Source organism: Blastococcus sp. TF02-09, from assembly GCF_003319105.1.
Classification (GTDB): domain Bacteria; phylum Actinomycetota; class Actinomycetes; order Mycobacteriales; family Geodermatophilaceae; genus Blastococcus.
In genome coordinates this window covers 64,088-88,192 of sequence record NZ_QOHH01000014.1, presented here as the reverse complement: position 1 = coordinate 88,192, position 24,105 = coordinate 64,088, and the positions used below count along the sequence as shown (strand labels likewise).

Sequence of the window (24,105 nt, the reverse complement as noted above, 5' to 3'; positions counted from 1 at the left end):
AGGGCCGGCGACCCCGCGGATCAGGTGAGGGCGCGGAGCGTCTCGACGACGGCCACGACCGCGAACACCAGGAAGAGGCCGGCCGCGACCCGCCGGATGAGGGCGATGGGCAGCCGGTCGGCGAGGTTCTTGCCCAGGAAGACGGCGAGCCCGGAGACGACGAGCAGCGCGGCCCACGCCCCGACGAACACCGACAGCGGCTCGTCGTAGCGGGCGGCCAGCCCGGCGGTGGCCAGCTGCGACAGGTCCCCCCACTCCGCGGCGAACAGGACGCCGAAGGAGATGGCGGCCACCCGCAGGAACGACCGGCCCTCCTTGCCGGCCGCGGCGTCGCTGGCGTCCTCGGGGCCGCTCTCGGCGCTGCGCCACAGGATCACCGCGCCGACCAGGAACAGCACCGCGACGACGCCGCTCACCAGCGCCTGCGGCAGCAGCGACAGCAGCGAGCCCGCGGTGACCGCGATGGCCACCTGCAGCCCGAAGGCCGCGCCGACGCCCACGAACACCGGCCAGTGCGGATAGCGGGTGGCCAGCACCAGACTGGCGAAGAGCGTCTTGTCCGGCAGCTCCACGGGGAGCACCAGCACGAACGCGGCCAGGACGACCGAGAGGACCACGAGGTTTCCTACTTCCGCGGGGCACCGACGGCCGGGAGCCAGGGCAGCCTCCGACCGGCAGCACGGATGGCTGCGATCGAAGGTCTCGCCCATCCGCGCCGGGCGCGGACCCGCTGACCGGGCGGCCCGCGAGCGGGCGCGCCAGCATGTCGACCAGCGGACGGGGGGCTACTCCCCTTCACCGGACAGGGTAGCGGTGCGCGCGGGAGGCAGCTGCGCGCGGGGGACGGCGGGGCTACCGTCGCCCCATGCGCCGACGATGACTCCCCGCCGCACTCCCACCGCAGGCACGGCCCCTGGCCCGGCTGGCGGTGAGCTGGGCCGCGCTCTCCGAGTTCGTGCCCCTCTACCCGCTGTACGCGCTGCTGTTCCTGGACACCGGCCTGTCGACGGCGGAGATCTCGGCACTGTTCGCGGTCTGGTCGGTCACCGCGGTGCTGGCCGAGGTGCCCGCCGGAGCGCTGGCCGACCGGTGGTCGCGCCGGGGCGTGCTGGTCTGCGGCGCGGTGCTGCAGGCGGCCGCCTTCGGTCTCTGGGCGGTGGCACCGGAGACGGCGGGCTTCGCGGCCGGCTTCGCGCTGTGGGGGCTCGCGAGCGCGCTGCACTCGGGCACCGCGGAGGCGCTGGTCTACGACGGCCTGCGCGCGGTCGGGGCCGAGGAGGCGTTCGCCCGGGTCAACGGACGGATGACCGCCGCGGAGCTGCTGGTCCAGGTGCCCACGGCGCTGGCGGCGGCCGCGCTGCACGCCGTCGGCGGGTTCGGGCTGGTGGCCTGGACGAGCGCGGCGGTCAGCCTGGCCGCCGGGGCGCTCGCGCTGCGCTTCCCCGAGCCCCCGCGCGAGCGGGCGGGCGGGGGGACGCTGCGGGCGGGCGCCGCGCAGGTGGCCCGGCACGCGCCGCTGCGGATCGCCGTGGGCGCGGTCGCGCTGGTCGGCGGGCTGGACGCGATGGAGGAGTACTTCCCCGTGCTGGCCGCCGAGCGGGGCGTGCCGACCGGCGCGGTGCCCGTCGCGGTCCTCGCCATCGCCCTGGCCGGAGCGGCCGGCGCGGCGGCCGGGGGGCGGGCCGACGAGCTTCCCGCCGGCGTGCTGCCCGCGGTGCTGGCGCTCGCCGGGCTGCTGCTGGGGGTGTCGGCGGTGCTGCCCGGCCCGGGCGCGGTCGCCGCGCTCGCCCTGGCCTACGGGCTGTACCTGGCGGTGCTGGTCGCGGCCGAGGCACGGCTGCAGGAGCGCATCGAGGGCTCCGCCCGCGCCACGGTCACCTCGGTCGCCGGCGTGGGCGTGGAGGTGGCCGGCGTCCTCGCGTTCGCCGCCTGGGCCCTGGGCGGTGCGGCCGCGACGGCGCTGCTGGTGCTCGCCGTCGTCCCGGTGGTGGCCCTCGGGCTGCGCGTCCGGCCGGGGTGATCAGCTCCCGGTGACCTCGACGGGCTCCGGCGGCGCGGGAGGCAGCACGGTGAACCGGGGCAGCAGCAGCTGGACCAGCGGGCCGATGGCGAGCGCGTAGACGACCGTGGCGACACCCAGCGTGCCGCCCAGCAGCCAGCCGGAGACGACGACGGCGACCTCGAGGGAGGTCCGCACGAGGCCGACGGGGCGCCCGGTCCGCCGCACGAGGCCGGTCATCAGCCCGTCACGCGGCCCCGGGCCCAGCTGGGAGCCCACGTAGGCAGCGGTGGCGAGGGCGTTGCACGCGATGCCGCCGGCCACCAGCGCGATCCGCACCGCCGGGGACGACGGGGAGTCCACGACGGCGAGCACCGCGTCGGCCACCAGCCCGACCACCACGACGTTACTGACCGTGCCCAGGCCGGGCCGTTCGCGCAGCGGGATCCAGGCCAGCAGCACCAGCACGCCGACCACGATGATCACGGTGCCCAGCGACCAGCCGAGCTGCCGGGCCAGGCCCTGGTGCAGCACGTCCCACGGCATGACCCCTAGGTCGGCGAGCACGAGCGCGGCGATGGAGATCCCGTAGAGCGCGAGGCCCAGGTACAGCTGCACGAGCCGTCGGGGCAGCCGTCGTCCGGTCATGGAGTTGATCATCGTCATGTGGTTGGCCGGCACGCCGCAGCGGGGGGCCGTTCGACGATGATCAACAGGGGGGTGGGGCTCAGCGGGCGGCGCGGCGGGCGACGCGGGCGGCGAAGACGCCGGCCGACCACCCGTTGTCCACGTCCACCACCGCGATCCCCGGCGCGGCCGCGTGCAGCATCGTCAGCAGCGCACCCAGGCCCCCGAGGCCCGCAGCGGACCCCGCCGACGTCGGCACCGCCACGACCGGCACGTCGGTGAGCGCACCGAGGGTCGCCACCAGCCCGGCGTCCATCCCGGCCACCACGACCAGGCAGTCGGCGTCGGGCAGCCGGTCGGGGTCGGCCAGCAGCGCGCGCACCCGGCTCCCGGCGACGTCGTCGTGGCGGACGGTCGCGCTGCCGGTGACCCGGGCGACGAACGCCGCCTCGGCCGCCACCGGGGTGTCGGCACCGCCGGCGCAGACCACCGCGACCCGGCCGACCGGCTCGGGGAGCGGGCCGACGGCGGCGGCGCCCGCGGCGGCGTCCATGGTCGTGCAGGCGTCGTGCTCGGTGGCCAGGGCGACGAGGGTCGCGGGCTCGGCCCGCAGCACCAGCGTCGGGCGGTCGGGGTGCTCGCACCGGGCCTCGCGGACCAGCGCCAGCACCTGCTCGGTGGTGCGCCCGGTCGCCGAGACCACCTCCGGCTCGGGTGCGGGTGCCCGGCGGACCATCCCCGCGGGTGCCCCGCCGTCCGCGGGGATGGGCAGCGGGCCCAGGAGCGGCTCGCCGGTGCGGTCGACGCCCAGCGGGGGATCGGCCGGCCCGGTCTCCGCCGGCGCGGCCCCGCCGACCAGCGACGTGAAGCCGTCGTCCTCGGGCGCCGCGTCGTCCGCGGCGGGGTTCGCGGGGCCGCCGAACAGGACGTCGAGCGGGGTGCCGCCGGCGCGCTTCTGGGTGACCCCGGACAACCGGACCACCCGGTCGCGGCCGCTGCGCTTGGCGTCGTAGAGGACGCCGTCCGCGGCGGCGAACAGGGTGCGCCGGTCGTCGCCGCGGGCCGCGGAGGCGATGCCCACGCTGATGGTCACCGGCGTGCTCAGGCCCAGGGACGCCCAGTCGTAGGCCGCGACCTTGCGCCGGGTGCGCTCCAGCGCCCGCTCCGCCTGCTCGGCCGTCGTGTCGGGCAGCAGGACGACGAACTCGTCCCCGGCCCAGCGGCACACCTCGTCGGTGTCGCGGACGCCGGCGATCAGCAGCTCGGAGACCGCCCGCAGCACGGCGTCACCGCCGGGGTGGCCGATCGCGTCGTTGATGGACTTGAACCGGTCGACGTCGACGACGGCCAGCGCGGGCACGCCCCCGCCGGCGAGCAGCCCGTCGAGGCGGGCCTCGGCGTAGCGCCGGTTGGGCAGGTGGGTGAGCGGGTCCTCGTAGGCCTGCCGGCGCAGCTGGCCGGCGGCCCGCTCGGTCTCGAGCAGGCTCTTGCGCCGGCCGAACAGCTCCACCCAGCGGGTGCGCCGCTCGTCGACCCGGTCGAGCTCGTCGGAGAGGTAGGCCTGCAGGTACGGGAGCGCGCGGCCGGCGTCGTCGAGCTCGGCGTGCAGCGTGCACAGCTCGCGCAGCGCGGCGCGGCGCAGCCGGGGCAGGCCGTGGTCGGTGGCCAGCTGGAGCGTGGAGACCAGGTGCTCGTCGGCGCCGGCAGCGTCCCCCTGCCGGCGCAGCGTCCGGCCGAGCGCCAGCTGCGCGGCGGCCCGCTGTGCGCGGTCGTCGGCCGCGGCGGTGATGCGGACGGCGGCGCGCAGGGGGCCGGTGGCGGCGGTGTGCTCGCCCAGCCCGACCAGCGCCCAGCCGTGCACGATCTGGGCGGCGACGACGCCCGGGGACTCCGGGGGCAGCAGCTGCAGGGCCTCCTCGGCCAGCGCGCGCGCCTCGGCGAAGTGCGGGACCGCGTTCTCCGGCAGCCCGTCGTCCAGCAGCCCCTCGCCCAGCTCCGCGCAGAGCTCGCCCAGGCGGGTGGCGGCGATCGCGACCAGCACCTCCGGCTCGCCGGCCCAGTCGTCGTCGCCCGCCCGCCCCAGCAGCGTCGGGTCGGCCGCGGCGGACCGCGCCGCCTCGTGGGCGCGGCGCTGGAAGTCCAGGGCCAGCGGCATGAGCTCCAGGTCGGCGAGGACGCCGGCCAGCGTGCCGAGGGTGTCCACGAGCAGCCGGCTGGGCGGCAGGCCGGGGTCGAGCAGGCTGGCCGCCTCGACCGCCTCGTCCATCGCCGCGTCGATCCGGCGGGAGAGCAGCTCGATGCGAGCGTGCCGGGCCAGGCCGGCGGCCCGCTGCAGGTCGTCGTCGGTGGCGTCGAAGGCGGCCTTGGCCGACCGGACCAGCGCGATGGCCAGCGCCGCGCGGGACGCCGACTCCGCGCGCGAGTCGGTGTCTCCCCCGCGCGCGCCGGTGCCGTCGATCAGCTCGGCCACCCCGGCGTGCAGGTCGAGGGCCGGTTCGCGCTCGGACTCGGGGCCGCCTGTGGGAACCGGCTCGCCGACCAGCGTGAAGCCCGCGATGCGCAGCCGGCGGACCAGCAGCTCGGCGCGCAGCGTGTCCGCCCAGGCGCGGCCCAGGTCGGTGGTGCCCGGCACGACGGGGTCCGGCTCGGCGGCCTGGTAGGGCGAGGGCTCCGAGTCGACGCCGGACAGCAGCTGCTCGGCGTCGTCGAGCCGCCAGTTCGCCAGGGCGGCCGTCACCCGCTGGTGCAGGGCTCCGGGTGGCACGAGCGCACTGTGCACGGCACCCCCGTCGCTGTCGAGCACGTCCCGGGGAACGCGCCGTCCTGCGTCCGTCGTGTCCCGTCCGTCCCATCCGGGCGCCGCGGTCACGCTCCCTGCCGCCCGTCGTCCGGCGCGTCGTCCGCTCCCGCCGGGGCCCCGCCGGGCGCGCGCACCCGGTTGCGCCCGCTGCGCTTCGCGGAGAACAGCAGCAGGTCGGCGGTGTCGAACAGCGCGCGCCATCCCAGCACCGGCTCGGGCTGGCCCTCGTCGACCTCCGGCGCCGTCGCCACGCCCACGCTCACGGTGACCGGCTCGGTGAGCCGGAGGTCCGACCAGTCGGCCGCGGCGACGGCGGCGCGCAGCCGCTCCATCACGACGACGGCCTGCGCCTCGGTCGCCGTCGGCAGGAGCACGAGGAACTCGTCACCGGCCCAGCGGTACACCTCGTCGTCGGTGCGGCTGTGCTCGCGCAGCAGGTCGGCCACCCGGCGCAGGACGACGTCGCCCTGCGTGTGGGAGGCGCCGTCGTTGACCTCCTTGAACCGGTCGACGTCGACCACGGCCAGCGAGAGGGGCTCGTCGCCGAACCGCAGCCCGGCCAGCCGGCGCTCGGCGCTGCGCCGGTTGCCCAGCCCGGTGAGCGGGTCCTCCAGGGCGTGCCGGCGGAGCACCGCGGCCTGCCGCTCGGCCTCGCGGAGCCGGCTGCGGCGCACGAACATCTCCGCCCACAGCTCGCGGCCGCGGGCGTGCGCGCGCCCGGTGTCGGAGCGGTAGGCCTCCAGCCAGTGCAGCGCCTCGGCCGGCCGCCCCAGGTCCGCGGTGTTCTGGCCCAGCTCCAGGAGGCACTGGCGGTAGCGCCGGCGGTCACCGGAGGCCGCGAAGGCACCCGCGGCGTCGACCAGCAGCTGTACGGCCTCCTCGCCGCGGATGCGGTCGCCGTCCCGGGACGCCAGGCGCGCGAGCAGCCGGCCCAGGACGAGGTCGGTGTAGCCGCGCAGCCAGACGTCGCCGTCGGCCTGCACGTGCCGGTGCACGCGGCGCAGCGGGCCCAGCGCGTCGTCGAGGTCGTCGGCGCAGGTCAGCGCCCACGCCTGGACGACGTCGAGCAGGTCGGCCTCGGCGGGCGCGGGCTCCCGGTCGAGTTCCCGCGCGGCGGTGGCGCACCCGATGGCCTCCTCGGCCAGCTCGTGCGCCCGCTCCACGTCGCCCCGGCGGTGCAGCGTCTGCGCCAGCTCCGCGTGCCGCTGGGCGCTGAGCAGCAGGGTCTGCCACTGGTCGTCGACGTCGGGGAGGTCGGCCGCCACGGCGTACGCCCGGTCGGCGTGCGCGACCGCGAGCTCCTCGAGGTCCAGGCCGGCCAGCGTGAGGGACAGCCAGCGGTGCGCCTGGAGCAGCGGGCGGGAGGGGTCCTGGGCGGCGGGCTCCTCGGTGAGCAGGCTCGCGTCGACCGCCATCAGCATCGCGGCGTCCACCCGGTCGGCGGTCACCTCCACGTGCGCGAGGTAGGCCAGGATGAGGGCGGTCCACGCCGAGGGCAGGCAGGAGTGCAGCGCCTCGCGGGAGGCGGCGACGGACTCCGCGGCCGCGTCCGGCTCGCCGTCGGCCAGGCTGCGGCGGGCCGACACGGCGGCACGCCACGCCGACCAGTAGGGGTCGTGGGCGCCGGACAGCGCGTCGTCGACGTCGTCGAGCAGGCCGCGGAAGGTGCCGTCGTCCCGGTCCCCGGCGGCGAGCAGCCGCCACAGCGCCGCCCGCATCCGGCGCAGCTCGGCCGGGGAGGGGCCGGAGGCGGCGGCCGCAGCCGAGGCAGGGGGCACGCCACCTCCAGTCGCGGGTCGTCGTCCGGTCGTCGTCCGGGCACCCGGGGTCGGGTAGCCGGTCGGCGAGGCAGCTTCCCCCGGGTCGCCTACCTGCCGACCCGCCCGCACTACCCTCGCCGGATGCCCGGGATGCAGCCCAGCAGTTCTCCGACGAGGTTCGCCTATCTCGGGCCCGAGGGTACCTTCGCCGAGGCCGCGCTGAGCAGCGCGATCGCCACGACCGGGGGAACGCTGCACCCCCGCCCGAGTGTCGCCGCGACGCTGGCCGCCGTCCGATCGGGGGAGGCCGACGCCGGGCTCGTGCCGCTGGAGAACTCGGTGGAGGGGTCGGTCCCGGCGACCATGGACGGCCTGGCCGACGGCGATCCGCTGGTCATCACCCGCGAGGTGTTCCTGCCGGTCGCCTTCACCCTCGCCGTCCGGCCGGGGACGACGCTGGCCGACGTCCGCTCGGTGGCCAGCCACCCCCACGCGCTGGCCCAGACCGGGCGGTGGCTCGCCGCCAACCTGCCGGACGTCACGCCGCTGCCGGCGGGCTCCACCGCGGGGGCCGCGGCCGCCGTCGCCGCCGGGGAGTACGACGCGGCGGTGTGCGCGGCGATCGCGGCGCAGCGCTACGGGCTGGACTCCCTGGCCGAGGGCATCGCCGACCACGCGGGCGCGGTCACCCGGTTCGTGCTGGTCAGCCGCCCGGGGCCGCTGCCGGCGCCCACCGGCAACGACAAGACCTCGCTGGTCGTCGTCGTCACCGACCGCACCGGTGCGCTGCTGGACGTGCTGCGCGAGTTCGCCGTCCGCGGCATCTCGCTGACCCGTATCGAGTCGCGGCCGATGCGCGACCGGCTGTGGATCTACTCGTTCGCCCTCGACTGCGAGGGCCACATAGCCGAGCGCCGGGTGGGGGAGGCGCTGGCCGGCCTGCACCGGGTGTGCGAGGACGTCCGTTTCCTCGGCTCCTACCCGCGAGCCGACGGGCGGGAGAACCGGGCGGTGGAGCCCGAGTCGGCCGACGGCGCGTTCGCCGAGGCGGACGGCTGGCTGGCGCGGGTGCGCTCCGGCCACCTGTAGCGCTCGGCCGCTACGCTCCGCCGCCGTGATGCCCCCGACGCCGGTGGACCGGCGACCTGTCGACGCGGCTCGACGCGCCGCCGCGATCGAGCTCGGCGTGCTGCAGGGCCTGTACGTGGTGTTCCTGCTGCCGTGGTTCCTGCTGGCCATCGGCGGCACCATGGGGCTGGCGAACTGGGAGTCGATGGCCGCGGCGTTCATCGTGCTGGCCTGGTTCGCCTACCCCTTCGTCGCGCTCGGCACCACGATCGCCGGGTGGGTGCTGTTCGGCACGCGCCGGCACGAGGCCGCGCGGTGGGTGAACCGGGTGCCGCTGGCGTGGGTCGTCGTCGGCGTCGTGCTGCTCGTCGCGATCCTGCTCGCCGGCTGACGTCGCCCGTCGCCCGAGTTGATCATCGTCAGCTGGCTGGCCGGCGCGCCGGTGGGGCCGGCCATCCGACGATGATCAACGGGGAGGGAGCGTGTTGGGCCACCACACCCGGTCACCGACCAGCCGGACGGCGGCCGGCACCAGCAGCGTGCGGACGACGAAGGTGTCGAGCAGGACGCCGAAGCCGACCAGGAAGCCCAGCTGGATGAGGATCACCAGCGGCAGCACGGTGAGTGCCCCGAACGTCGCGGCCAGCACCAGGCCCGCGCTGGTGATCACCCCGCCGGTCACCGCGAGGGCCCGCAGGACGCCGTCCCTCGTGCCGTGCCGCACGGACTCCTCGCGGGCGCGGGTCATGAGGAAGATGTTGTAGTCGATCCCCAGCGCCACGAGGAACACGAAGCCGATCAGCAGCACCTGCGGGTCGCTGCCCGGGAATGCGAACAGCTGGTCGAAGGCGAGCGCCGCCACGCCCACGGTCGCGGCGGTGCTCAGCGCGACGGTGGCCACCAGCAGCAGCGGCGCCACCACCGCCCGCAGCAGCAGGGCCAGCACGACGGTGATCACGAGCAGCACCAGCGGCACGATCACCAGCAGGTCGCGGGCGGCGGTCTCCTGGGTGTCCAGGTCCTGCGCCGACGTGCCGCCGACCAGGGCGTCGGGGTCGACGTCGCGCACCGTCGTCCGCAGTGCGGAGACGGTGTCCTGCGCGGCCTCGCTGTCGGGGACGTCGGTCAGGGTGGCCTCGAGCCGGACCAGTCCGTCCACTACGAGCGGGTCGCCGCCGGGCCGGTCGCCGGTGTCGGGCTCGACCGCGGCGACGCCGTCGGTGCCGGCCGCCGCGTCGGCGACCTCCCGCCAGCCGTCGGCCGGGGTGACGATCACCGCGGGGCTGGCCGCGCCCGCCGCGTAGTGCCGGGCCAGCACCTCCTGGCCCTCGCCGGACTCGGAGCCGCCGCGGACGGCGTCGGACAGCGGGATGCCGCCGGAGTCGAAGGTCGGCAGGAACAGCGCGAGGACGACGAGCGCGCCGGCGCTGCCCAGCAGGTACCGCCCGGGACGGCGGCCGACCGATGTCGCGATGCGCTCCCAGCCTCGGCCGTGGACGTGCTGCTCGCCGTAGCGCGGGCGGAACGGCCAGAAGGCCGCGCGGCCGAGCAGCACGAGCAGCGCCGGCAGGAAGGTGAGCGCCGCCAGCATGGCGAAGGCGATGCAGACGGCGGAGATGGGCCCGAGTCCGCGGTTGGAGCCGAGGTCGGAGAAGAGCAGGCAGAGGACGCCGAGGATCACCGTGCCCCCGGAGGCCACGATCGGCTCCCACGACTGCCGCAGCGCCACCCGCATCGCCGTGAACCTCGACCGCTCGCGGCGCAGCTCCTCGCGGAAGCGGGCGACCAGCAGCAGTCCGTAGTCCGTGGCCGCGCCGACGACGAGGATCGAGGCGATGCCCTGGCTCTGGCCGTTGACGTCGATCCACCGCTCCCGCGCCAGGAAGTAGGCGACCGCGAGCGACACGACCAGCGCCATCGCGGCGGTGCCGATGACCAGGAGCGGGAGCAGCGGGCTGCGGTAGACGACCAGCAGGATGAGCAGGACGACGCCGAACGCGGCCAGCAGCAGCAGCCCGTCGATGCCGGAGAACCCCGCGGCGAAGTCGGCGAAGAGCGCGCCGGGCCCGGTCACGTACTGCGTCGTGCCGTCGATCGCGGGCAGCTCGCGCAGGTCGGCGACGATCTCGGGCAGCGCCTCGCCCAGATCCGGGTCGAAGGGCAGCACGGCCTGCACCGCGACGCCGTCCTCGGAGGGGATGATCGGCGACGGCTCGCCCCGCAGCGCTCCGGCGTCCTCGGCGATGCGCACGGCGTCGTCGACCCGCTCCTGCGCCTCGGCGGGCGCGGCCGGGTCCAGCGGGCCGCCGTCGCTCTCCCAGAGCAGGATCACCGGGAGCGTCCGCTCGCTCTGGAAGGCGGCGCTCAGCTCGCTGACCTGCGTGGACTCGGCGCTGTCGGGGAGGAACGCGGCGGAGTCGTTCTCCGAGACCTCGGCCAGCTTGCCGCTGAACGAGCCCAGCGGGCCCGCGAGCGCGAGCCAGACGACGGCGACGAGTGCGGGGATCGACCAGCACAGGATCCGGGTGCGGCGCGGCATGATGTCCCTCGACGGTCGATTATCTCGATCATCGAGAGGTTATCCCGGGCGGCGGCTGCGAGCGAACGGAGGTGCAGGGATGGACGACGACGCGACGCGTGCCCGCCAGGAGATCGGCCTGCTGCTGCGCCGGCTCAACGTGGAGCTCGATGCGGTGGGCCAGCGGTTCGCCGACGTGCATGGGCTCAACCGCACCGACGTCCGCGCGCTCGTGGCGATCATGGACGCCGCCCGGCGCGGAGAGGCGCTGACCGCCGGCCGGCTGGGCGAGGTGGTCGACCTGCGATCGGCCTCGGTGACGGCGCTGGTCGACCGGCTGGAGCGGGCCGGGCACGTGCGGCGCGTCCGCGATCCCGGCGACCGCCGGCGCGTGGGGCTGGAGATGTCGGAGACCGCGATGGCGTCGGGCGCCGAGCACTTCGGTGCCCTGGCGCGCGACCTGGTGGCCGCGATGCAGGGCTACGGCGACGAGGAGCTCGCCGTCGTCCGCCGCTGGCTGGAGGAGATGACCGCGGTGGTCACCCGCCACTCGCGCGCGGAGCCGCCGTCGTCCTGACCGCCGTTCGTGCATGTCCGGTCGACGCCCCGCGTCAGAGGTAGAGCCCGGTCGACTCCTCGATGCGCTCGGCGGCGACGGCGTGCACGTCGCGTTCGCGCAGGATGATCAGGTCCTCGCCGTGCACCTCGACCTCGTGCTGGTCCTCGGGGGAGAAGAGCACCTGGTCGCCGACCTTCACCTGGCGCACCGAGGGCCCGACGCCCTTGGCCTCGCCCCACACCAGCCGCTTGGCCACCTGCGCGGTCGCGGGGATGAGGATGCCGCCGCTGGACCGCCGGTCGCCGTCCTCCTTGCGCAGCGCCACCAGGATGCGGTCGTGCAGCATCTTGATCGGCAGCTTGCCGGTGGTGGCGATGTCGTCGGGCACGTCGATCAACGCTACCCGCCGACGCAGCGGCGTCGCCGACGTCGTCGGCAGTGCGGGTCGGCGTCAGCGGGCCGAGTGCGGAGTTGGCGTCGCTCACCGCGGCGTGTCTTGCCGTGTCGCCGACAACAAGTCCGCACTCGGCGCGGGGCTGCTTTTCCGCGGAAAAGCGGGCCGCTTTCCGCGGTAAAGCGGGGGTCAGCCCCAGCCGAGCTCGTGAAGGCGCTCCTCCTCGATGCCGAAGTGGTGCGCGATCTCGTGGACGACGGTGATGGTGACCTCATCGACGATCTCCTCCGCCGTCTCGCAGATCGCGCAGATCGCCTCGCGGTAGATCATGATCCGGTCCGGCAGCGCCCCGCCGTACTCCCAGCCGCGCTCGGTCAGTGCGTACCCCTCGTAGAGCCCGAGCAGGTCGGGCTCGTCGGGATTCCGGTCCTCGACCAGGACGACGACGTTGTCCACCAGTGCCATCAGCTCGGGCGGGACCTCGTCCAGCGCGTCGGCGACCAGCGCCTCGAAGACCGGGAGGGGGAGGGGCTTCACTCCGCCCGCCCGATCACCAGCTGGTCGGCAGCGGGCGGCCCTCCTCGTAGCCGGCCGCGCTCTGCACCCCCAGCACCGCGCGCTCGTGCAGCTCGTCGACCGTGCGCGCGCCCGCGTAGGTGCACGACGAGCGGACGCCCGCGACGATCTGGTCGATCAGGTCCTCGACACCCGGGCGGGCCGGGTCCAGGTACATCCGGGACGACGAGATGCCCTCCTCGAACAGCCCGGCCCGCGCCCGCTCGAACCCGGAGGCCCCGGCGGTCCGCGCCTTGACCGCCCGCGCCGACGCCATGCCGAAGCTCTCCTTGTAGAGCCGGCCCGAGCCGTCGTCGTGGATGTCGCCGGCCGACTCGTACGTGCCGGCGAACCAGGAGCCCACCATGACGTTCGCGGCGCCGGCGGCCAGGGCCAGCGCGATGTCGCGGGGGTGCCGCACGCCGCCGTCGGCCCACACGTGCTTGCCCAGGGAGCGGGCCTCGGCGGCGCACTCCTCGACGGCGGAGAACTGGGGGCGGCCGACGCCGGTCATCATCCGCGTGGTGCACATGGCGCCGGGCCCGACGCCGACCTTGACGACGTCGGCACCGGCCTCGATCAGGTCGCGGGTGCCCTGCGCCGTCACCACGTTGCCGGCCACCACCGGCGTGGAGCCGGCCACCGAGCGGACGGCCGCCAGCGCCTCGACCGCCTTGGCCTGGTGGCCGTGCGCGGTGTCGACGACGAGCACGTCGACCCCGGCGGCCAGCAAGGCCGACGCCTTGCCAGCGACGTCGCCGTTGATGCCCACGGCCGCCGAGGTGAGCAGCCTCCCCTGGCCGTCGACCGCCGGGGTGTAGATCGCCGAGCGCAGTGCGCCCTTCTTGGTGATGACGCCGACCAGCCGGTCGCCGTCGACCACCGGGGCGGCGCTGACCCGCTCGCCGGAGAGCACGTCGAAGATCTTGGGCAGGTCGGTGCCGGCCGGGATGGTGAGCGGCTCGCGGGTCATCACCTCGGACAGCTGGGTGAACCGGTCCACGCCCTGGCACTGGCCGTCGGTGACGACGCCGACCGGGGACCCGTTCTCGACGACGACCACGATCCCGTGCGCGCGCTTGGTCAGCAGCGACAGCGCCTCGCCGACCGTGGAGGTGGGGGCGAGCGTGATCGGGGTGTCGTACACCGGGTGCCGCTGCTTGATCCAGGAGACGACCTCGGCGACGACGTCGACCGGGATGTCCTGCGGCAGCACGGCCAGGCCGCCCCGGCGGGCCGCGGTCTCGGCCATGCGCCGGCCGGAGATCGCCGTCATGTTGGCGACGACGATCGGGATGGTCGTGCCCACGCGGTCCGGGGTGGTGAGGTCGACCTCGAGCCGGGAGCCGACCGTCGACTGGTTCGGCACCATGAAGACGTCGGCGTAGGTCAGGTCGTGGTCGGGCCGCTGCAGGAAGCGCATGGGCGCCATTGTCCCCGAACGCGTGCCCGGGCGGCGTAGCCGCGGTGCCGCCGGGTGGCGGGGTGCCCATCGGCGCGGCGCTTTTCGGCAACTCCTGCCCCTGCCGACGGTCGTACGCAACGTATATGGCCAGCTACGCTGCGTTCCGACCTGGCCCATCCATGGGGCCGAGGGCGCCTCTGCCCTGTCGACCTGATCGGACGGTGGTGACGCCATGGCAGCAGCGCGCAGGTCCGGACGACGGCGCGGCGCGGCCGTCGTCGCCGTCCTGGCCGCCGCTCTGGTGGGCCCGCTGCTGGGCAGCGCGCCGGCGTCCGCGGACACCGACAAGACCGGTGTCCGTCCCGTCACCGCCCAGACCGCCCCGGTGGTGCCCGGGCAGTCGGCCTGGCTGTCCGTCGTGTGGACCGGCGACCGCAGCGTGACCGAGTGGTCGACCACCGTGAAGGCCCCGGCGGGGGTGACCGTCAGCTACCCGACCACCCGGGGTGGTTCGGACACCTCCCTCTACGGCTCCGACACCCTGGTCAGCGGCACGCGTGACTTCACCGCCTTCCGCGTCCGGGTGCCCTACACCCAGCAGTCCTCCTTCCCGGTGACGCTGACCTCCACGTACGTGGACAACTGCGGCGACAACGGGCAGTGCAAGAACAACGGCGGCGGCAACGACGGCAAGGAACGCCGGTACACCCTGACGTCCACGGTGACCGTGCCGGTCGTGCCCGCCACCGGACCGGCGTTCACCCAGGACACCACCAGCGTCACCGTCAAGGCGGGCAGCAACGCCTTCGCGCCGCTGGCCTTCACCGCCGGCCAGGCCGATCTCGCCGACGTCACCGTCCGCGCCGGCGCGCTCCCCCCGGGCCTGAAGGTCGGCTACCCGGGCGACGGGACGGTCAGCCGCCCCGCCGGCGGCACCGGGATCATCGGGCGCACCACCGACCAGGTGGGCCTGCGCTTCGACGCGACGGCGCTGGCGAAGGGCACCTACACGGTGCCGCTCACCATCTCGTACACCGCGGCGGCGCCGCGGACCGCACCCGGGACGGTGACCCTTGTCGTGCAGTGACCGCCGCCTGGCGCGCGCCGTCGTCTCGCTGGCCGCGCTGGCGCTGCTCGGCGGCACCGCGGGCTGCGGGTCGGACGCCACGGCCGAGGCCTCGACCGCCGCCACGCCGACGGCCACCACCGCGGACGCGACCACCCGCCGCCTGGCCGAGGTGGAGTGGGCCCGGCAGTGCACCGTCGACCTGGCCAGCCACGCCGACGAGCAGGCCTTCACCACCGACCTCGACGCCCGGCTGGCCGAGGCGGGCTTCACCCACGAGCAGTGGAAGAAGTGGCACGACGCGCTGGCCGGCTCCCCGGAGCTGATCAGCCAGTTCGCCGAGGTCAGCGCGCCCGGCTGCCCGGCCGCCTGACTCAGGGGCCGACAGGCACCAGCCGCTCGGCCGGCGCGGGCTCCGCGGAGAAGCCGACCCGCGGCATCGCCGTCCACACCGGGCTCCGGCCGGCGAGCGCCGCACCCAGGCCGCACAGCCGGTACCACGAGTGGGCCCAGCGGAACCAGAGGTGCTCCACGACCGCGGTCCCCATGAGCGCGAGCAGGTCGCGGCCGCGGCCGTAGCGGTGGTAGGTGAGCTCCTCAACCGCGATCGCCGTGGCCGACAGCAGCACGCCGAGCGCGATGGCGAGGACCAGCAGCGCCCCGGCGACGGCCGGCGGCACCTGGCCCACGGCCATCGAGGCGAGGACGCCGGCGACGCCGACGAGCTCGAAGACCGGACCGAGCAGCTCGAACAGCAGGAAGAACGGCATGGCCAGCAGCCCGATCGGGCCGTAGCGCGGGTTGCCGATCATCCGGCGGTGCTTCCAGAGCAGCTGCGCCAGGCCGTGCGACCAGCGCGTGCGCTGCCGGCCGAGGACCGTCCAGCTCTCCGGCACCTCGGTCCAGCACACCGTCTGGGGGACGAACACGACGCGGTGCGGACGCCGGTTGCGGCGCAGGTGCTCCTGGATCGTGACGACCAGCTCGGCGTCCTCGGCCAGGGAGAGCGGATCCATGCCCCCGACCTCGAGGACGACGTCGCGGCGGAAGAGGCCGAAGGCGCCGGAGATGATGAGCAGCGCCTGCGCGTCGGCCCAGCCCGTGCGGCCGAGCAGGAACGAGCGCAGGTACTCCAGCACCTGCACGCGCACGACCCAGCGCCGGGACAGCCGCGGCTCCAGGATCGTCCCGCGGTCGGTGCGCGCGCCGTTGGCCGCCCGGATCACCCCGCCGGAGGCGACCACCTGGTCCGGGTCCTCCACGAAGGGGCGGGAGACCTGCAGCAGCGCCTCGGTCTCCAGCAGCGAGTCGGCGTCGACCATGCAGACCAGGGGGTGGCGGGCGTGATTGAGGGCGGCGTTGAGGGCGTCGGACCGGCGTCCGACGCTCGTCTTGCGGATCACCAGCAGCGGGTCGCCGGTGGTGGCGCGGTGCACGGAGAGGATCTCGCCGTCGACGGGCAAGTCGGCGGTGGGCCGTGGCGTGACCTCGCGCAGCGCGTAGCGCTCGGCGACGAGCGCGAAGGTGCGGTCGGTGGAGCCGTCGTCGACCAGCACCACCTCCAGCGCCGGGTACTTCTGCCCGAGCGCGGCGGAGAGGGTGTCGAGGATGCCGGCCTCCTCGTCGTGCGCGGGCACGAGGATGGAGACGGCGGGGGTGAGCGGGCTGGCGAAGGTCTCGTCGTGGCCCTCCACCCCGCGCCAGTGGCGGTTGCGCCAGACCCGTCGCGCACCGGCGAGCACCAGCAGCAGCGTGACCAGGTGGAACAGGGCGACGTGGCCGGTGAGCACCCACCCGGAGACGAGCAGGACGTCCAGCAGGAACTCGCTCATCAGCACGTTCAGCAGGGGCTGCAGGGCGTCCAGCAGGAGATCGCTCATCAGCGTGCTCCGGCCAGGGCGCGCGGGGAGTCCGCGGACACGGCGTCCAGGGCGGCGCGGGCGACGGGCGCGGCCGGACCGGCGGAGGCGCCGAGCAGCCCCAGCCGCGCGCGGCCCTCGGGGACGATGGAGGCCAGCGCGTCGGCGCAGGCGGTGCGCACGCGCAGGTCGGCCGCGGTCATCCCGGCGGCCAGCGCCGGCACGGAGTCGGGGTCGCCGATGCGGCCCAGCGCCTCGGCCGCCGTCGCGCGCAGGGCGGGATCGACGGCGAGCACGGTGGCCCGGGCGAGGGCGTCGGCGGCCTGGGGCGCGCCGATGCGGCCGAGAGCACCGGCCGCGGCGAGGCGCACCTCGGTCGGCGCGCCGGCGTCGTCGAGGGTGGTGGTGAGGGCGGCCACGGCGGGGAGGTCGCCGTGCAGGCCGAGCAGGCTGGCGGCCGTCGCGCGGGCGGGTGCGGCACCGGACTCCAGCGCGGAGCGCAGGGCGGGGAGCGCGGCCGTGCCGAGGTCGAGCAGGGCCATGCCGACGATGCCGGAGGGCACCGGCCGCGCCGAGCCCAGCGACGCGAGCAGGTAGGGCACGGCCGCGACGTCGCCGGCCTTGCCGAGGGCCCGGGTGGCGGCGGAGCGGACGTCGGAGGAGCGGTCCTCCAGCAGGGTCACGAGGTCCGGGGTGTAGCGCGTGCTGCCGGTGGCGCCCAGCAGCATCGCCGCCCGGCCGCGGCGCCACGGGGCGCGGGCCGACAACTGCTCGGCGGCCCGGTCGACGACGCCGCGCGCGAGCAGCAGGTCGCGCAGGACCTGCCGGTCGTTGCCGCGGAGCTGGGGGAGGAGGTGCAGGACGACCTCGTCGAGCACGGCGGGTGCGTCGGCCAGCGACGCGGCGGTCTGCTCGCCGTCGAGGAGGGTGTAGACCAGCGGCGTGAGCTCGGCGCGACGGGCCAGGTCGCGGCGTTCGCGGCGACGGCGGGCCAGGTGCGCCCCGCCGACCGAGAGGAGGAGCAGGACGACCAGGCCGGTCACCGCCGTGCTGGTGATCAGCACGGGGCCCGGCAGCGCGGTCACGCCGGGATGCTGCCGGGCGGCAGCGCGGCGGTCACGCGGCTGATGAGCTCCCGCGTGCTGAACGGCTTGGCGACGAAATCCGTCGCGCCGGCGGCGAAGCCGCGCTCGAGGTCGGGCTCCTGGGCCTTGGCGGTGAGCAGCAGCACCGGGGTGCGGGCGAGCGCCGGGTCGGCGTCCGAACGCAGCGCCGCGCAGACCTCGAGGCCGTTCATCCGCGGCATCATCCAGTCCAGCACCACCAGGTCCGGGCGCAGCTGACGGGCGGCGGCCAGGCCGGCCTCCCCGTCGGACTCCACCGAGACCTCGAGGCCCAGCCGGCCCAGCCGGAAGGCGACGAGGTCGGCGATGACGGGGTCGTCGTCGACGACCAGGACGTGGCTCATGGGACTCCGATCGGGAAGAGTGGGGCACAACCGGCATCGGCACGTCCGACCCGGAGCTGTAGCGCCGGCTCGCCTTCACACCGGGAGGTCGGCGGCCGAAAGCCGGGAGTGCCCCTCTCCACGTCCCGCGGTGCCCACCACGACGCACGGCCACTCCGGGCGCTGCTGCGCCGCCCGCTGACGGTGGGTCTGGCCGCGCTCACGGCGGTCGCGCTGACGACCGTCGGCCTGGCCGTCGTGGTCCTGACCGTGCTCGGTGATCGCGTGGACCGCTCCAACGAGATGCTCAGCGCGCTCCAGGACGGGCACATCGCGATGCTCAACCAGGAGACGTCGCTGCGCGGCTTCCTGGTCACGCGCGAGTCCCGCTTCCTGGAGCCCTACGTCAAGGGTTCGGCCGACCTGGCCGCGGCCGACGAGACGCTGGAGCGGCTGATGGCCGACGACCCCCAGCTGGCCGAGGCGTTCGCCGAGCTCCAGGCCGCGGAGTGGCGCTTCCTCACCGAGTGGGCCCGGCCCGTGCTGCGGTGGCAGCCCGCGGTCGGTGACATGGCAGCCCTCGACGAGCTGCTCAACCGGGACAAGGTGCGGTTCGACGCCTACCGCGAGGTGGAGAGCGAGGCGCGGGTCCTGGTGGAGGAGCAGCGCCGCAACGCGCTGGCCTCCCAGCGCGCCGTCGTGATCGCCGGCGCCGCCCTCGGCCTGGCCGTCACGGCGGCCGTCGCGGTCGCCGTCCGCCGGGCGAACCGCAAGCTCGCCGAGACGCTGCTGCCCCCCACCCAGCGGGTGCGCGAGACGCTCGCCGCGCTCACCGCCGGGGACGTGCTGCGCCGCGTCCCCGAGTACGGGCCGGCGGAGCTGCGCGACATCGCCGGCGACGTCAACGCGCTCGGGCAGGCGCTGCACGACCGCAACGCCCTGGTCGAGGCCCGCGAGCGCGAGCTGGTGACCGCCCGGGACGACGCCGAGCGCGCCGGCCAGGCCAAGACGGCGTTCCTCGCAACGATGAGCCACGAGATCCGCACGCCGCTCAACGCCGTCCTCGGGCTGACCGACCTGCTGCTGACCACCCAGCTCACCGCCGAGCAGCGCAGCCACCTGGAGACGGTGTCCCGCAGCGGCGACAGCCTGCTGATGCTGATCAACGACATCCTGGACTTCTCCAAGATCGAGGCCGGCGAGCTCGACCTCGAGCAGACCCCGTTCGAGCTCGACGAGGTCGTCTACGACGTCGCCCAGCTGCTCGCCCCCCAGGCCGCGGGCAAGGGGCTGGACCTGCTCGTCGACATCCCCGGCGACTGCGGCTGGCGGGTGCTCGGCGACGCCGCCCGGCTCCGCCAGGTCGTGCTGAACCTCGTCGGCAACGCCGTGAAGTTCACCGCCCAGGGGCAGGTCGTGGTCGTCCTCTCCAGCGACGGCGACCTGGCCGACGACGGCACGATGCTGTGCCGGCTGGCCGTCATCGACACCGGGATCGGGATCTCCGCCGAGCAGCAGGAGCGCCTGTTCCGGTCGTTCAGCCAGGGGGATGCCTCGATCACCCGGTCCTACGGGGGCACCGGCCTCGGCCTGGCGATCAGCCAGCGGATCGCGCAGGCGATGGGCGGGGAGATCACCGTGTACAGCGACCTGGGGGCCGGTTCGACCTTCACCCTCACCGTGCGCCTGACCCCGGCCGACGCCGCGCCGGACAGCGGCGTGTCGAGCGACCTCGTCGGCCGCCGGCTGCTGGTCGTCGACGACAACCAGACCAACCTGCGCATCGTCGAGCACCAGCTGCAGTCGCTCGGCGCCGACGCGGTGCTGGTAGGGTCGGGCGCGGAGGCGCTGGCGCTGGTGGACGCCGGGGAACGCTTCGACGCCTTCCTCCTGGACCTGCACATGCCCGACATGGACGGCGAGGAGCTGGCCACCCGGCTGCGGGCGCACCCGGTCTCCGCGGGGACGCCGCTGGTCCTGCTCAGCAGCTCGACGGTGCTGCACCCCTCCGGGTCGGTGCCGTTCGACGTCCGGCTGCACAAGCCGGTCCGCCCGGCCCGGCTGCACGAGACCCTGCTGGCCCTCCTCCGGCCGGGTGCCGGGTCGGCGCCGGCACCGGTGGGGGCCCTCGGGGAGCCGGCCGGGGAGCAGCGGCTCCGCGTCCTGGTCGCCGAGGACCACGAGGTCAACGCGCACCTCATCGGGCTGTACCTCCGGCAGCTGGGCCACGACTGCGAGCGCGTCGCCAACGGTCAGGAGGCGGTCGCGGCGGTGCAGGAGCGGGCCTACGACGTCGTGCTCATGGACGCGCAGATGCCGGTGATGGGCGGGGTGGACGCCACCACGGTCATCCGCCGGCTGCCGATCGACCAGCCGCGGATCGTCGCCGTCACCGCCAGCGTGCTCGCCAGCGACCGCACGGCCTTCCTCGGCGCGGGCGCCGACGAGTTCCTCACCAAGCCGGTGCGCCTGGCCACGCTGGACGCGACCCTGCGGCGCATCGTCCCGGCGGCCGGGCAGATCTCGGCCCCGGCTCCGACCCCGGCCGCGGCCGCGGCGCCGGTCCCCGCGCTTCCGGTGCCCCGGTCCGGTGAGCCGCTGGACGTCGTCCGGGACGACGTCCTGGACGGTGAGACCGTCGACGAGCTGCGCGACCTGGGCACCGAGGCCTTCGCGCACCTCTACGGCACCTACGCCGACGGTCTGCCCGACACCCTGGCGGCGCTGGCCGACGCGGCCGCGCGCGGCGCCTGGTCCGAGGACGACGAGCAGTCGGTGCCCCGGCTGGCGCACCGGCTCAAGGGCAGCAGCGCCGCGATGGGTGCGGTCCGGATGGCCGAGCTGTGCCAGGTCCTCCAGGCCGGCACGGGCGCGACCCCCGAGCTGGACCTGGCGCTGCGCCGGCTGCAGGACGAGGGCCGGCGGGTGCAGGCGGCCGTGTCGTCCCTGCTGGCGGCGCAGCACTGACCTCGGGCGGTCCGGCGCGGCCGCTCCGTACGATCGGGCACGTGATCGACCTGCGACTCGTGCGCGAGAACCCCGACCTCGTCCGTGCCAGCCAGCGCGCCCGGGGTGCCGACGAGTCCCTGGTCGACGCGCTCCTGGCCGCCGACGTCGCCCGTCGCGAGGCGGCCCGGCGCGGAGACGACCTGCGTGGCGAGCAGAAGGCCGCCTCCCAGGCGGTCCGGACGGCCACGCCGGAGGAGCGCCCGGCCGTCCTCGAGCGGGCCAAGGCGCTGGCCGCCGAGGTGAAGCAGGCGGAGGAGGCCGAGCGCGAGGCGGACGCCGCCCTGCGCGAGGTGCACCTGCGCATCCCCAACGTCGTCCACGGTGACGTCCCGCCCGGCGGCGAGGACGACGCCGTGACGCTGCGGACCGTCGGCGACGTGCCGATCTACGACTTCCCGGTGCGCGACCACATCGAGATCGGCGAGGGCCTCGGCGCGATCGACATGGAGCGCGGCGCCAAGGTGTCGGGCTCGCGGTTCTACTTCCTCACCGGCCCGGGGGCGCTGCTGGAGTTCGCGCTCGCCCAGCTGGCCATCAGCCGGGCCGTCGCCGCCGGCTTCACCCCGGTCGTCGCCCCGGCGCTGGTGAAGCCCAGCGCGATGGAGGGCACCGGCTTCCTCGGCGAGCACGACGAGGAGGTGTACCGGATCGAGCGTGACGACCTGTACCTCGTCGGGACGTCGGAGGTCGCGCTCGCCGGCATGCGCAGCAACGAGGTGCTCGACCTGTCCGCCGGGCCGCTGCGCTACGCCGGCTGGTCGTCCTGCTTCCGCCGCGAGGCCGGCTCCTACGGCAAGGACACCCGCGGCATCATCCGCGTGCACTGGTTCGACAAGGTCGAGATGTTCAGCTTCTGCGCACCCGAGGACGCGGCCGCCGAGCACCTGCGGCTGCTGCAGTGGGAGGAGGAGTTCCTCCAGGCGCTGGAGCTGCCCTACCGCGTGGTCGACATCGCCGCCGGTGACCTGGGCACCAGCGCCGCGCGCAAGTACGACATCGAGGCGTGGTTCCCGACCCAGGGCACCTACCGCGAGCTGACCAGCACGTCGGACTGCACCACCTTCCAGGCCCGGCGGCTGAACATCCGGTACCGCGACGCGGACGGGAGGAACCAGACCGCGGCCACGCTCAACGGCACGCTGTGCGCGATCGCCCGCACCATCGCCTGCCTGCTCGAGGTGCACCAGCGCGCGGACGGCTCGGTGCACGTGCCGGCTGCGCTGCGCCCCTGGCTGGGCGGGGTCGAGACGCTCACGCCGGGCATGACGCTGGTCCCGCCGGTGCCCACCGCATGACCGAGCGCCCCCCGCGCGCCATCCGGGCGCACGGCATCCTGGACGGCGCCGAGCGGGTGGTCGAGCTCGGCGACGCCGTGGGCGGGACGCACGATCCGTGGCGCCCGAAGCTCGTGGCCAGCGACCTCGACGGCACGCTGCTCGACGCCGACGGCCTGGTCACCTCGCGCACGCGCGCGGCGCTCGACGCCTGCTGGGAGGCCGGCATCCCCGTCGTCGGCGTCACCGGCCGCGGTCCCCGGCTGCTCGAGACGGTGAAGGCGGCCCTGGACCACCGCGGCATCGCCGTGCTCTCGCAGGGCGGCTTCGTCGTCGACCTGGAGCGCGACGAGGTGCTGCGCGCCGTGGCGCTCCCGCGCGACCGGGCCGTGCGGGTCATCGAGCAGATCGAGCAGGCCGCCGGCGAGGTCACCCTGGCCGTCGAGGAGGCCGCCGAGCAGGGCCAGGTGCACGCCCGGCTGCGGGTGCAGCACGGCTTCGACTGGCCCTACCCCGAGCCGTCCCAGCTGCTGGAGCGGGGCGAGGTGCTGCCGCCGGGCGCCGTCCTCAAGGTCTTCCTGCGCTCGGCCACGCTGGACCAGGACGAGCTCCTCGCGCGCGCCCGGTCGGTCGTGGACCCGGCCGACGCCGAGCTGACGCACGCCGGTCTGGGCTTCATCGAGGTGCTGCCCCCGGGCATCACCAAGGCCAGCGGGCTGCAGCTGGCGCTGGACCGGTACGGCGTGGGGTTCGGCGACGTCCTGGTCTTCGGTGACATGCCCAACGACCTGCCGATGCTGAGCGCCGTGCAGGACGCCGGCGGCCGGGCGGTGGCCGTGGCCAACGCCCACCCCTCGGTCCGCGCGCTGGCCGGTCACCTGACCAGCGGGCACCAGGTCGACGGCGTCGCCCGCTACCTGGAGGCGGTGCTGCGCGATGTCTGACTGGCGGCCGCGGCTGATCGCCAGCGACATGGACGGCACGCTGCTGCGCTCCGACGACACGGTGGGCGAGGCGACGGTCGCCGAGGTGGCCCGCTGGCGTGCCGAGGGCGTGCCGTTCGTGCTGGCGACCGGCCGGCCGCCGCGCTGGATGCACCGCATCCGGGAGGTGCTGGGCACCGGGACGGCCGTCTGCTGCAACGGCGCGGTGCTGCTCGACCTGGAGTCCATGGAGATCCGGCACGAGGAGCCGCTGCACCCCACGACGCTGCAGGCCCTCACCGACGCGCTGCGCGAGCGGCAGCCGACCATGTGGTTCGCCGTCGAGTACGGCTGGGAGTTCCGCCACGAGCCGGTCTACCGGCCGCGGTGGGACGTCGACGTGCCCGGCGTCGCCGTCGCCACGCTGGAGGAGATGACCGCGGCACCGGTGGCCAAGCTGCTGGCCCGCTCGGAGTCGATGACGCCGGACGCGTTCGTCGAGCTCATCGAGGAGGTCGTCGGCGACCGGGCGACGGTCACCCACTCCTCCAGCGACGCCCTGGCCGAGATCTCCGCGCCCGGCGTCACCAAGGCCACGGGGCTGGCCACCGTCGCCGCCCGGCACGGCATCGGGCCGGAGGACGTCGTCGTGTTCGGCGACATGCCCAACGACATCGCCGCGTTCGAGTGGGTGCGCGACGGCGGTGGCCGCGCGGTGGCCATGGCGCACGCGCACCCGGACCTGCTCGCCGTCGCCACCGACGTCACCGGCGGCAACGACGAGGACGGCGTCGCCGCGTTCCTGGCCTCGCTGTAGCCCGCGGCGCCGCCCCGGTGGATGG

Annotated in this window: 21 protein-coding genes; 10 read left to right on the top strand and 11 right to left on the bottom strand. The window is 75.4% G+C overall.

Annotated features, from left to right (window positions below; translation table 11 throughout):
- Positions 1-20 precede the first annotated feature (20 nt).
- Positions 21-617, bottom strand: a complete 597-nt coding sequence (locus DQ239_RS18335; protein ID WP_113835856.1) for a TMEM165/GDT1 family protein — start codon at positions 615-617, stop codon at positions 21-23.
- A gap of 311 nt (positions 618-928) precedes the next feature.
- On the opposite strand from DQ239_RS18335, the gene DQ239_RS18330 reads away from it, so the two are divergent.
- Positions 929-2,020 (top strand): MFS transporter, encoded by a 1,092-nt coding sequence (locus tag DQ239_RS18330; protein WP_113835855.1) that lies wholly within the window; start codon positions 929-931, stop codon positions 2,018-2,020.
- Here the strand turns inward: DQ239_RS18330 and DQ239_RS18325 are convergent, their stop codons facing one another.
- The 3 genes from DQ239_RS18325 to DQ239_RS18315 form a co-directional block, all read right to left on the bottom strand.
- Positions 2,021-2,647, bottom strand: a complete 627-nt coding sequence (locus DQ239_RS18325) for a hypothetical protein (protein WP_199583152.1) — start codon at positions 2,645-2,647, stop codon at positions 2,021-2,023.
- Positions 2,648-2,726: 79 nt separating this feature from the next.
- Complete coding sequence (locus DQ239_RS18320; protein WP_233489473.1) at positions 2,727-5,390, bottom strand: diguanylate cyclase; 2,664 nt, start codon at positions 5,388-5,390, stop codon at positions 2,727-2,729.
- 101 nt (positions 5,391-5,491) lie between these two features.
- Positions 5,492-7,204 carry a GGDEF domain-containing protein gene (locus DQ239_RS18315; RefSeq protein WP_233489472.1) on the bottom strand — a complete coding sequence of 571 codons (1,713 nt, stop codon included), beginning with the start codon at positions 7,202-7,204 and terminating at the stop codon, positions 5,492-5,494.
- Between the two features lie 123 nt (positions 7,205-7,327).
- On the opposite strand from DQ239_RS18315, the gene pheA reads away from it, so the two are divergent.
- Together pheA and DQ239_RS18305 are read left to right on the top strand one after the other, a co-directional pair.
- The gene (pheA, locus tag DQ239_RS18310; protein ID WP_233489471.1) at positions 7,328-8,275 is read left to right on the top strand and encodes a prephenate dehydratase; all 948 of its coding nucleotides are present in this window, start codon (positions 7,328-7,330) and stop codon (positions 8,273-8,275) included.
- Positions 8,276-8,300: 25 nt separating this feature from the next.
- Positions 8,301-8,645 carry a hypothetical protein gene (locus DQ239_RS18305; RefSeq protein WP_147252163.1) on the top strand — a complete coding sequence of 115 codons (345 nt, stop codon included), beginning with the start codon at positions 8,301-8,303 and terminating at the stop codon, positions 8,643-8,645.
- 75 nt (positions 8,646-8,720) lie between these two features.
- Here the strand turns inward: DQ239_RS18305 and DQ239_RS18300 are convergent, their stop codons facing one another.
- A complete protein-coding gene (locus tag DQ239_RS18300) occupies positions 8,721-10,793 on the bottom strand; it encodes an MMPL family transporter (RefSeq protein WP_113835851.1) in 2,073 nt (690 codons plus the stop codon).
- Positions 10,794-10,872: 79 nt separating this feature from the next.
- Between DQ239_RS18300 and DQ239_RS18295 the strand changes: the two genes are divergently transcribed.
- A complete protein-coding gene (locus DQ239_RS18295) occupies positions 10,873-11,349 on the top strand; it encodes a MarR family transcriptional regulator (protein ID WP_113835850.1) in 477 nt (158 codons plus the stop codon).
- 34 nt (positions 11,350-11,383) lie between these two features.
- On the opposite strand, the gene DQ239_RS18290 is transcribed toward DQ239_RS18295, so the two are convergent.
- From DQ239_RS18290 to DQ239_RS18280, 3 genes are all read right to left on the bottom strand, one after another.
- Positions 11,384-11,719: a co-chaperone GroES gene (locus DQ239_RS18290; protein ID WP_233489470.1), complete on the bottom strand. Its 336-nt coding sequence runs from the start codon at positions 11,717-11,719 to the stop codon at positions 11,384-11,386.
- A gap of 195 nt (positions 11,720-11,914) precedes the next feature.
- On the bottom strand, positions 11,915-12,262 hold the full coding sequence (locus DQ239_RS18285; RefSeq protein ID WP_113835849.1) for a metallopeptidase family protein: 348 nt from the start codon (positions 12,260-12,262) through the stop codon (positions 11,915-11,917).
- A 13-nt stretch (positions 12,263-12,275) separates the two neighbouring features.
- On the bottom strand, positions 12,276-13,703 hold the full coding sequence (locus tag DQ239_RS18280; RefSeq protein ID WP_113835848.1) for a GuaB1 family IMP dehydrogenase-related protein: 1,428 nt from the start codon (positions 13,701-13,703) through the stop codon (positions 12,276-12,278).
- A 214-nt stretch (positions 13,704-13,917) separates the two neighbouring features.
- Between DQ239_RS18280 and DQ239_RS18275 the strand changes: the two genes are divergently transcribed.
- Both DQ239_RS18275 and DQ239_RS18270 read left to right on the top strand, forming a co-directional pair.
- On the top strand, positions 13,918-14,772 hold the full coding sequence (locus tag DQ239_RS18275) for a hypothetical protein (protein ID WP_113835847.1): 855 nt from the start codon (positions 13,918-13,920) through the stop codon (positions 14,770-14,772).
- Complete coding sequence (locus DQ239_RS18270) at positions 14,759-15,124, top strand: hypothetical protein (protein WP_113835846.1); 366 nt, start codon at positions 14,759-14,761, stop codon at positions 15,122-15,124. The genes DQ239_RS18275 and DQ239_RS18270 overlap by 14 nt, the downstream gene beginning before the upstream one ends.
- Position 15,125: 1 nt before the next feature.
- On the opposite strand, the gene DQ239_RS18265 is transcribed toward DQ239_RS18270, so the two are convergent.
- The 3 genes from DQ239_RS18265 to DQ239_RS18255 are packed head-to-tail and all read right to left on the bottom strand — an operon-like array spanning position 15,126 to position 18,078.
- A complete protein-coding gene (locus DQ239_RS18265; RefSeq protein WP_113835845.1) occupies positions 15,126-16,631 on the bottom strand; it encodes a glycosyltransferase in 1,506 nt (501 codons plus the stop codon).
- Complete coding sequence (locus DQ239_RS18260) at positions 16,631-17,695, bottom strand: HEAT repeat domain-containing protein (RefSeq protein WP_113835844.1); 1,065 nt, start codon at positions 17,693-17,695, stop codon at positions 16,631-16,633. Before DQ239_RS18260 ends, DQ239_RS18265 begins: the two co-directional genes overlap by 1 nt.
- The gene (locus DQ239_RS18255) at positions 17,692-18,078 is read right to left on the bottom strand and encodes a response regulator (RefSeq protein ID WP_113835843.1); all 387 of its coding nucleotides are present in this window, start codon (positions 18,076-18,078) and stop codon (positions 17,692-17,694) included. The genes DQ239_RS18260 and DQ239_RS18255 overlap by 4 nt, the downstream gene beginning before the upstream one ends.
- A 108-nt stretch (positions 18,079-18,186) precedes the next feature.
- Here DQ239_RS18255 and DQ239_RS18250 point away from each other — a divergent pair, with 108 nt between their 5' ends.
- From DQ239_RS18250 to DQ239_RS18235, 4 genes are read left to right on the top strand one after another with little or no spacing between them, the layout of a single operon-like run.
- Complete coding sequence (locus DQ239_RS18250; RefSeq protein ID WP_113835842.1) at positions 18,187-21,024, top strand: response regulator; 2,838 nt, start codon at positions 18,187-18,189, stop codon at positions 21,022-21,024.
- Between the two features lie 41 nt (positions 21,025-21,065).
- On the top strand, positions 21,066-22,361 hold the full coding sequence (gene serS / locus DQ239_RS18245) for a serine--tRNA ligase (RefSeq protein WP_113835841.1): 1,296 nt from the start codon (positions 21,066-21,068) through the stop codon (positions 22,359-22,361).
- The gene (locus DQ239_RS18240; RefSeq protein ID WP_113835840.1) at positions 22,358-23,284 is read left to right on the top strand and encodes an HAD family hydrolase; all 927 of its coding nucleotides are present in this window, start codon (positions 22,358-22,360) and stop codon (positions 23,282-23,284) included. Before serS ends, DQ239_RS18240 begins: the two co-directional genes overlap by 4 nt.
- Entirely contained in the window at positions 23,277-24,080 is an 804-nt protein-coding gene (locus tag DQ239_RS18235; RefSeq protein ID WP_113835839.1) for an HAD family hydrolase, read from the top strand. The genes DQ239_RS18240 and DQ239_RS18235 overlap by 8 nt, the downstream gene beginning before the upstream one ends.
- The last annotated feature ends 25 nt before the right edge of the window (positions 24,081-24,105 follow it).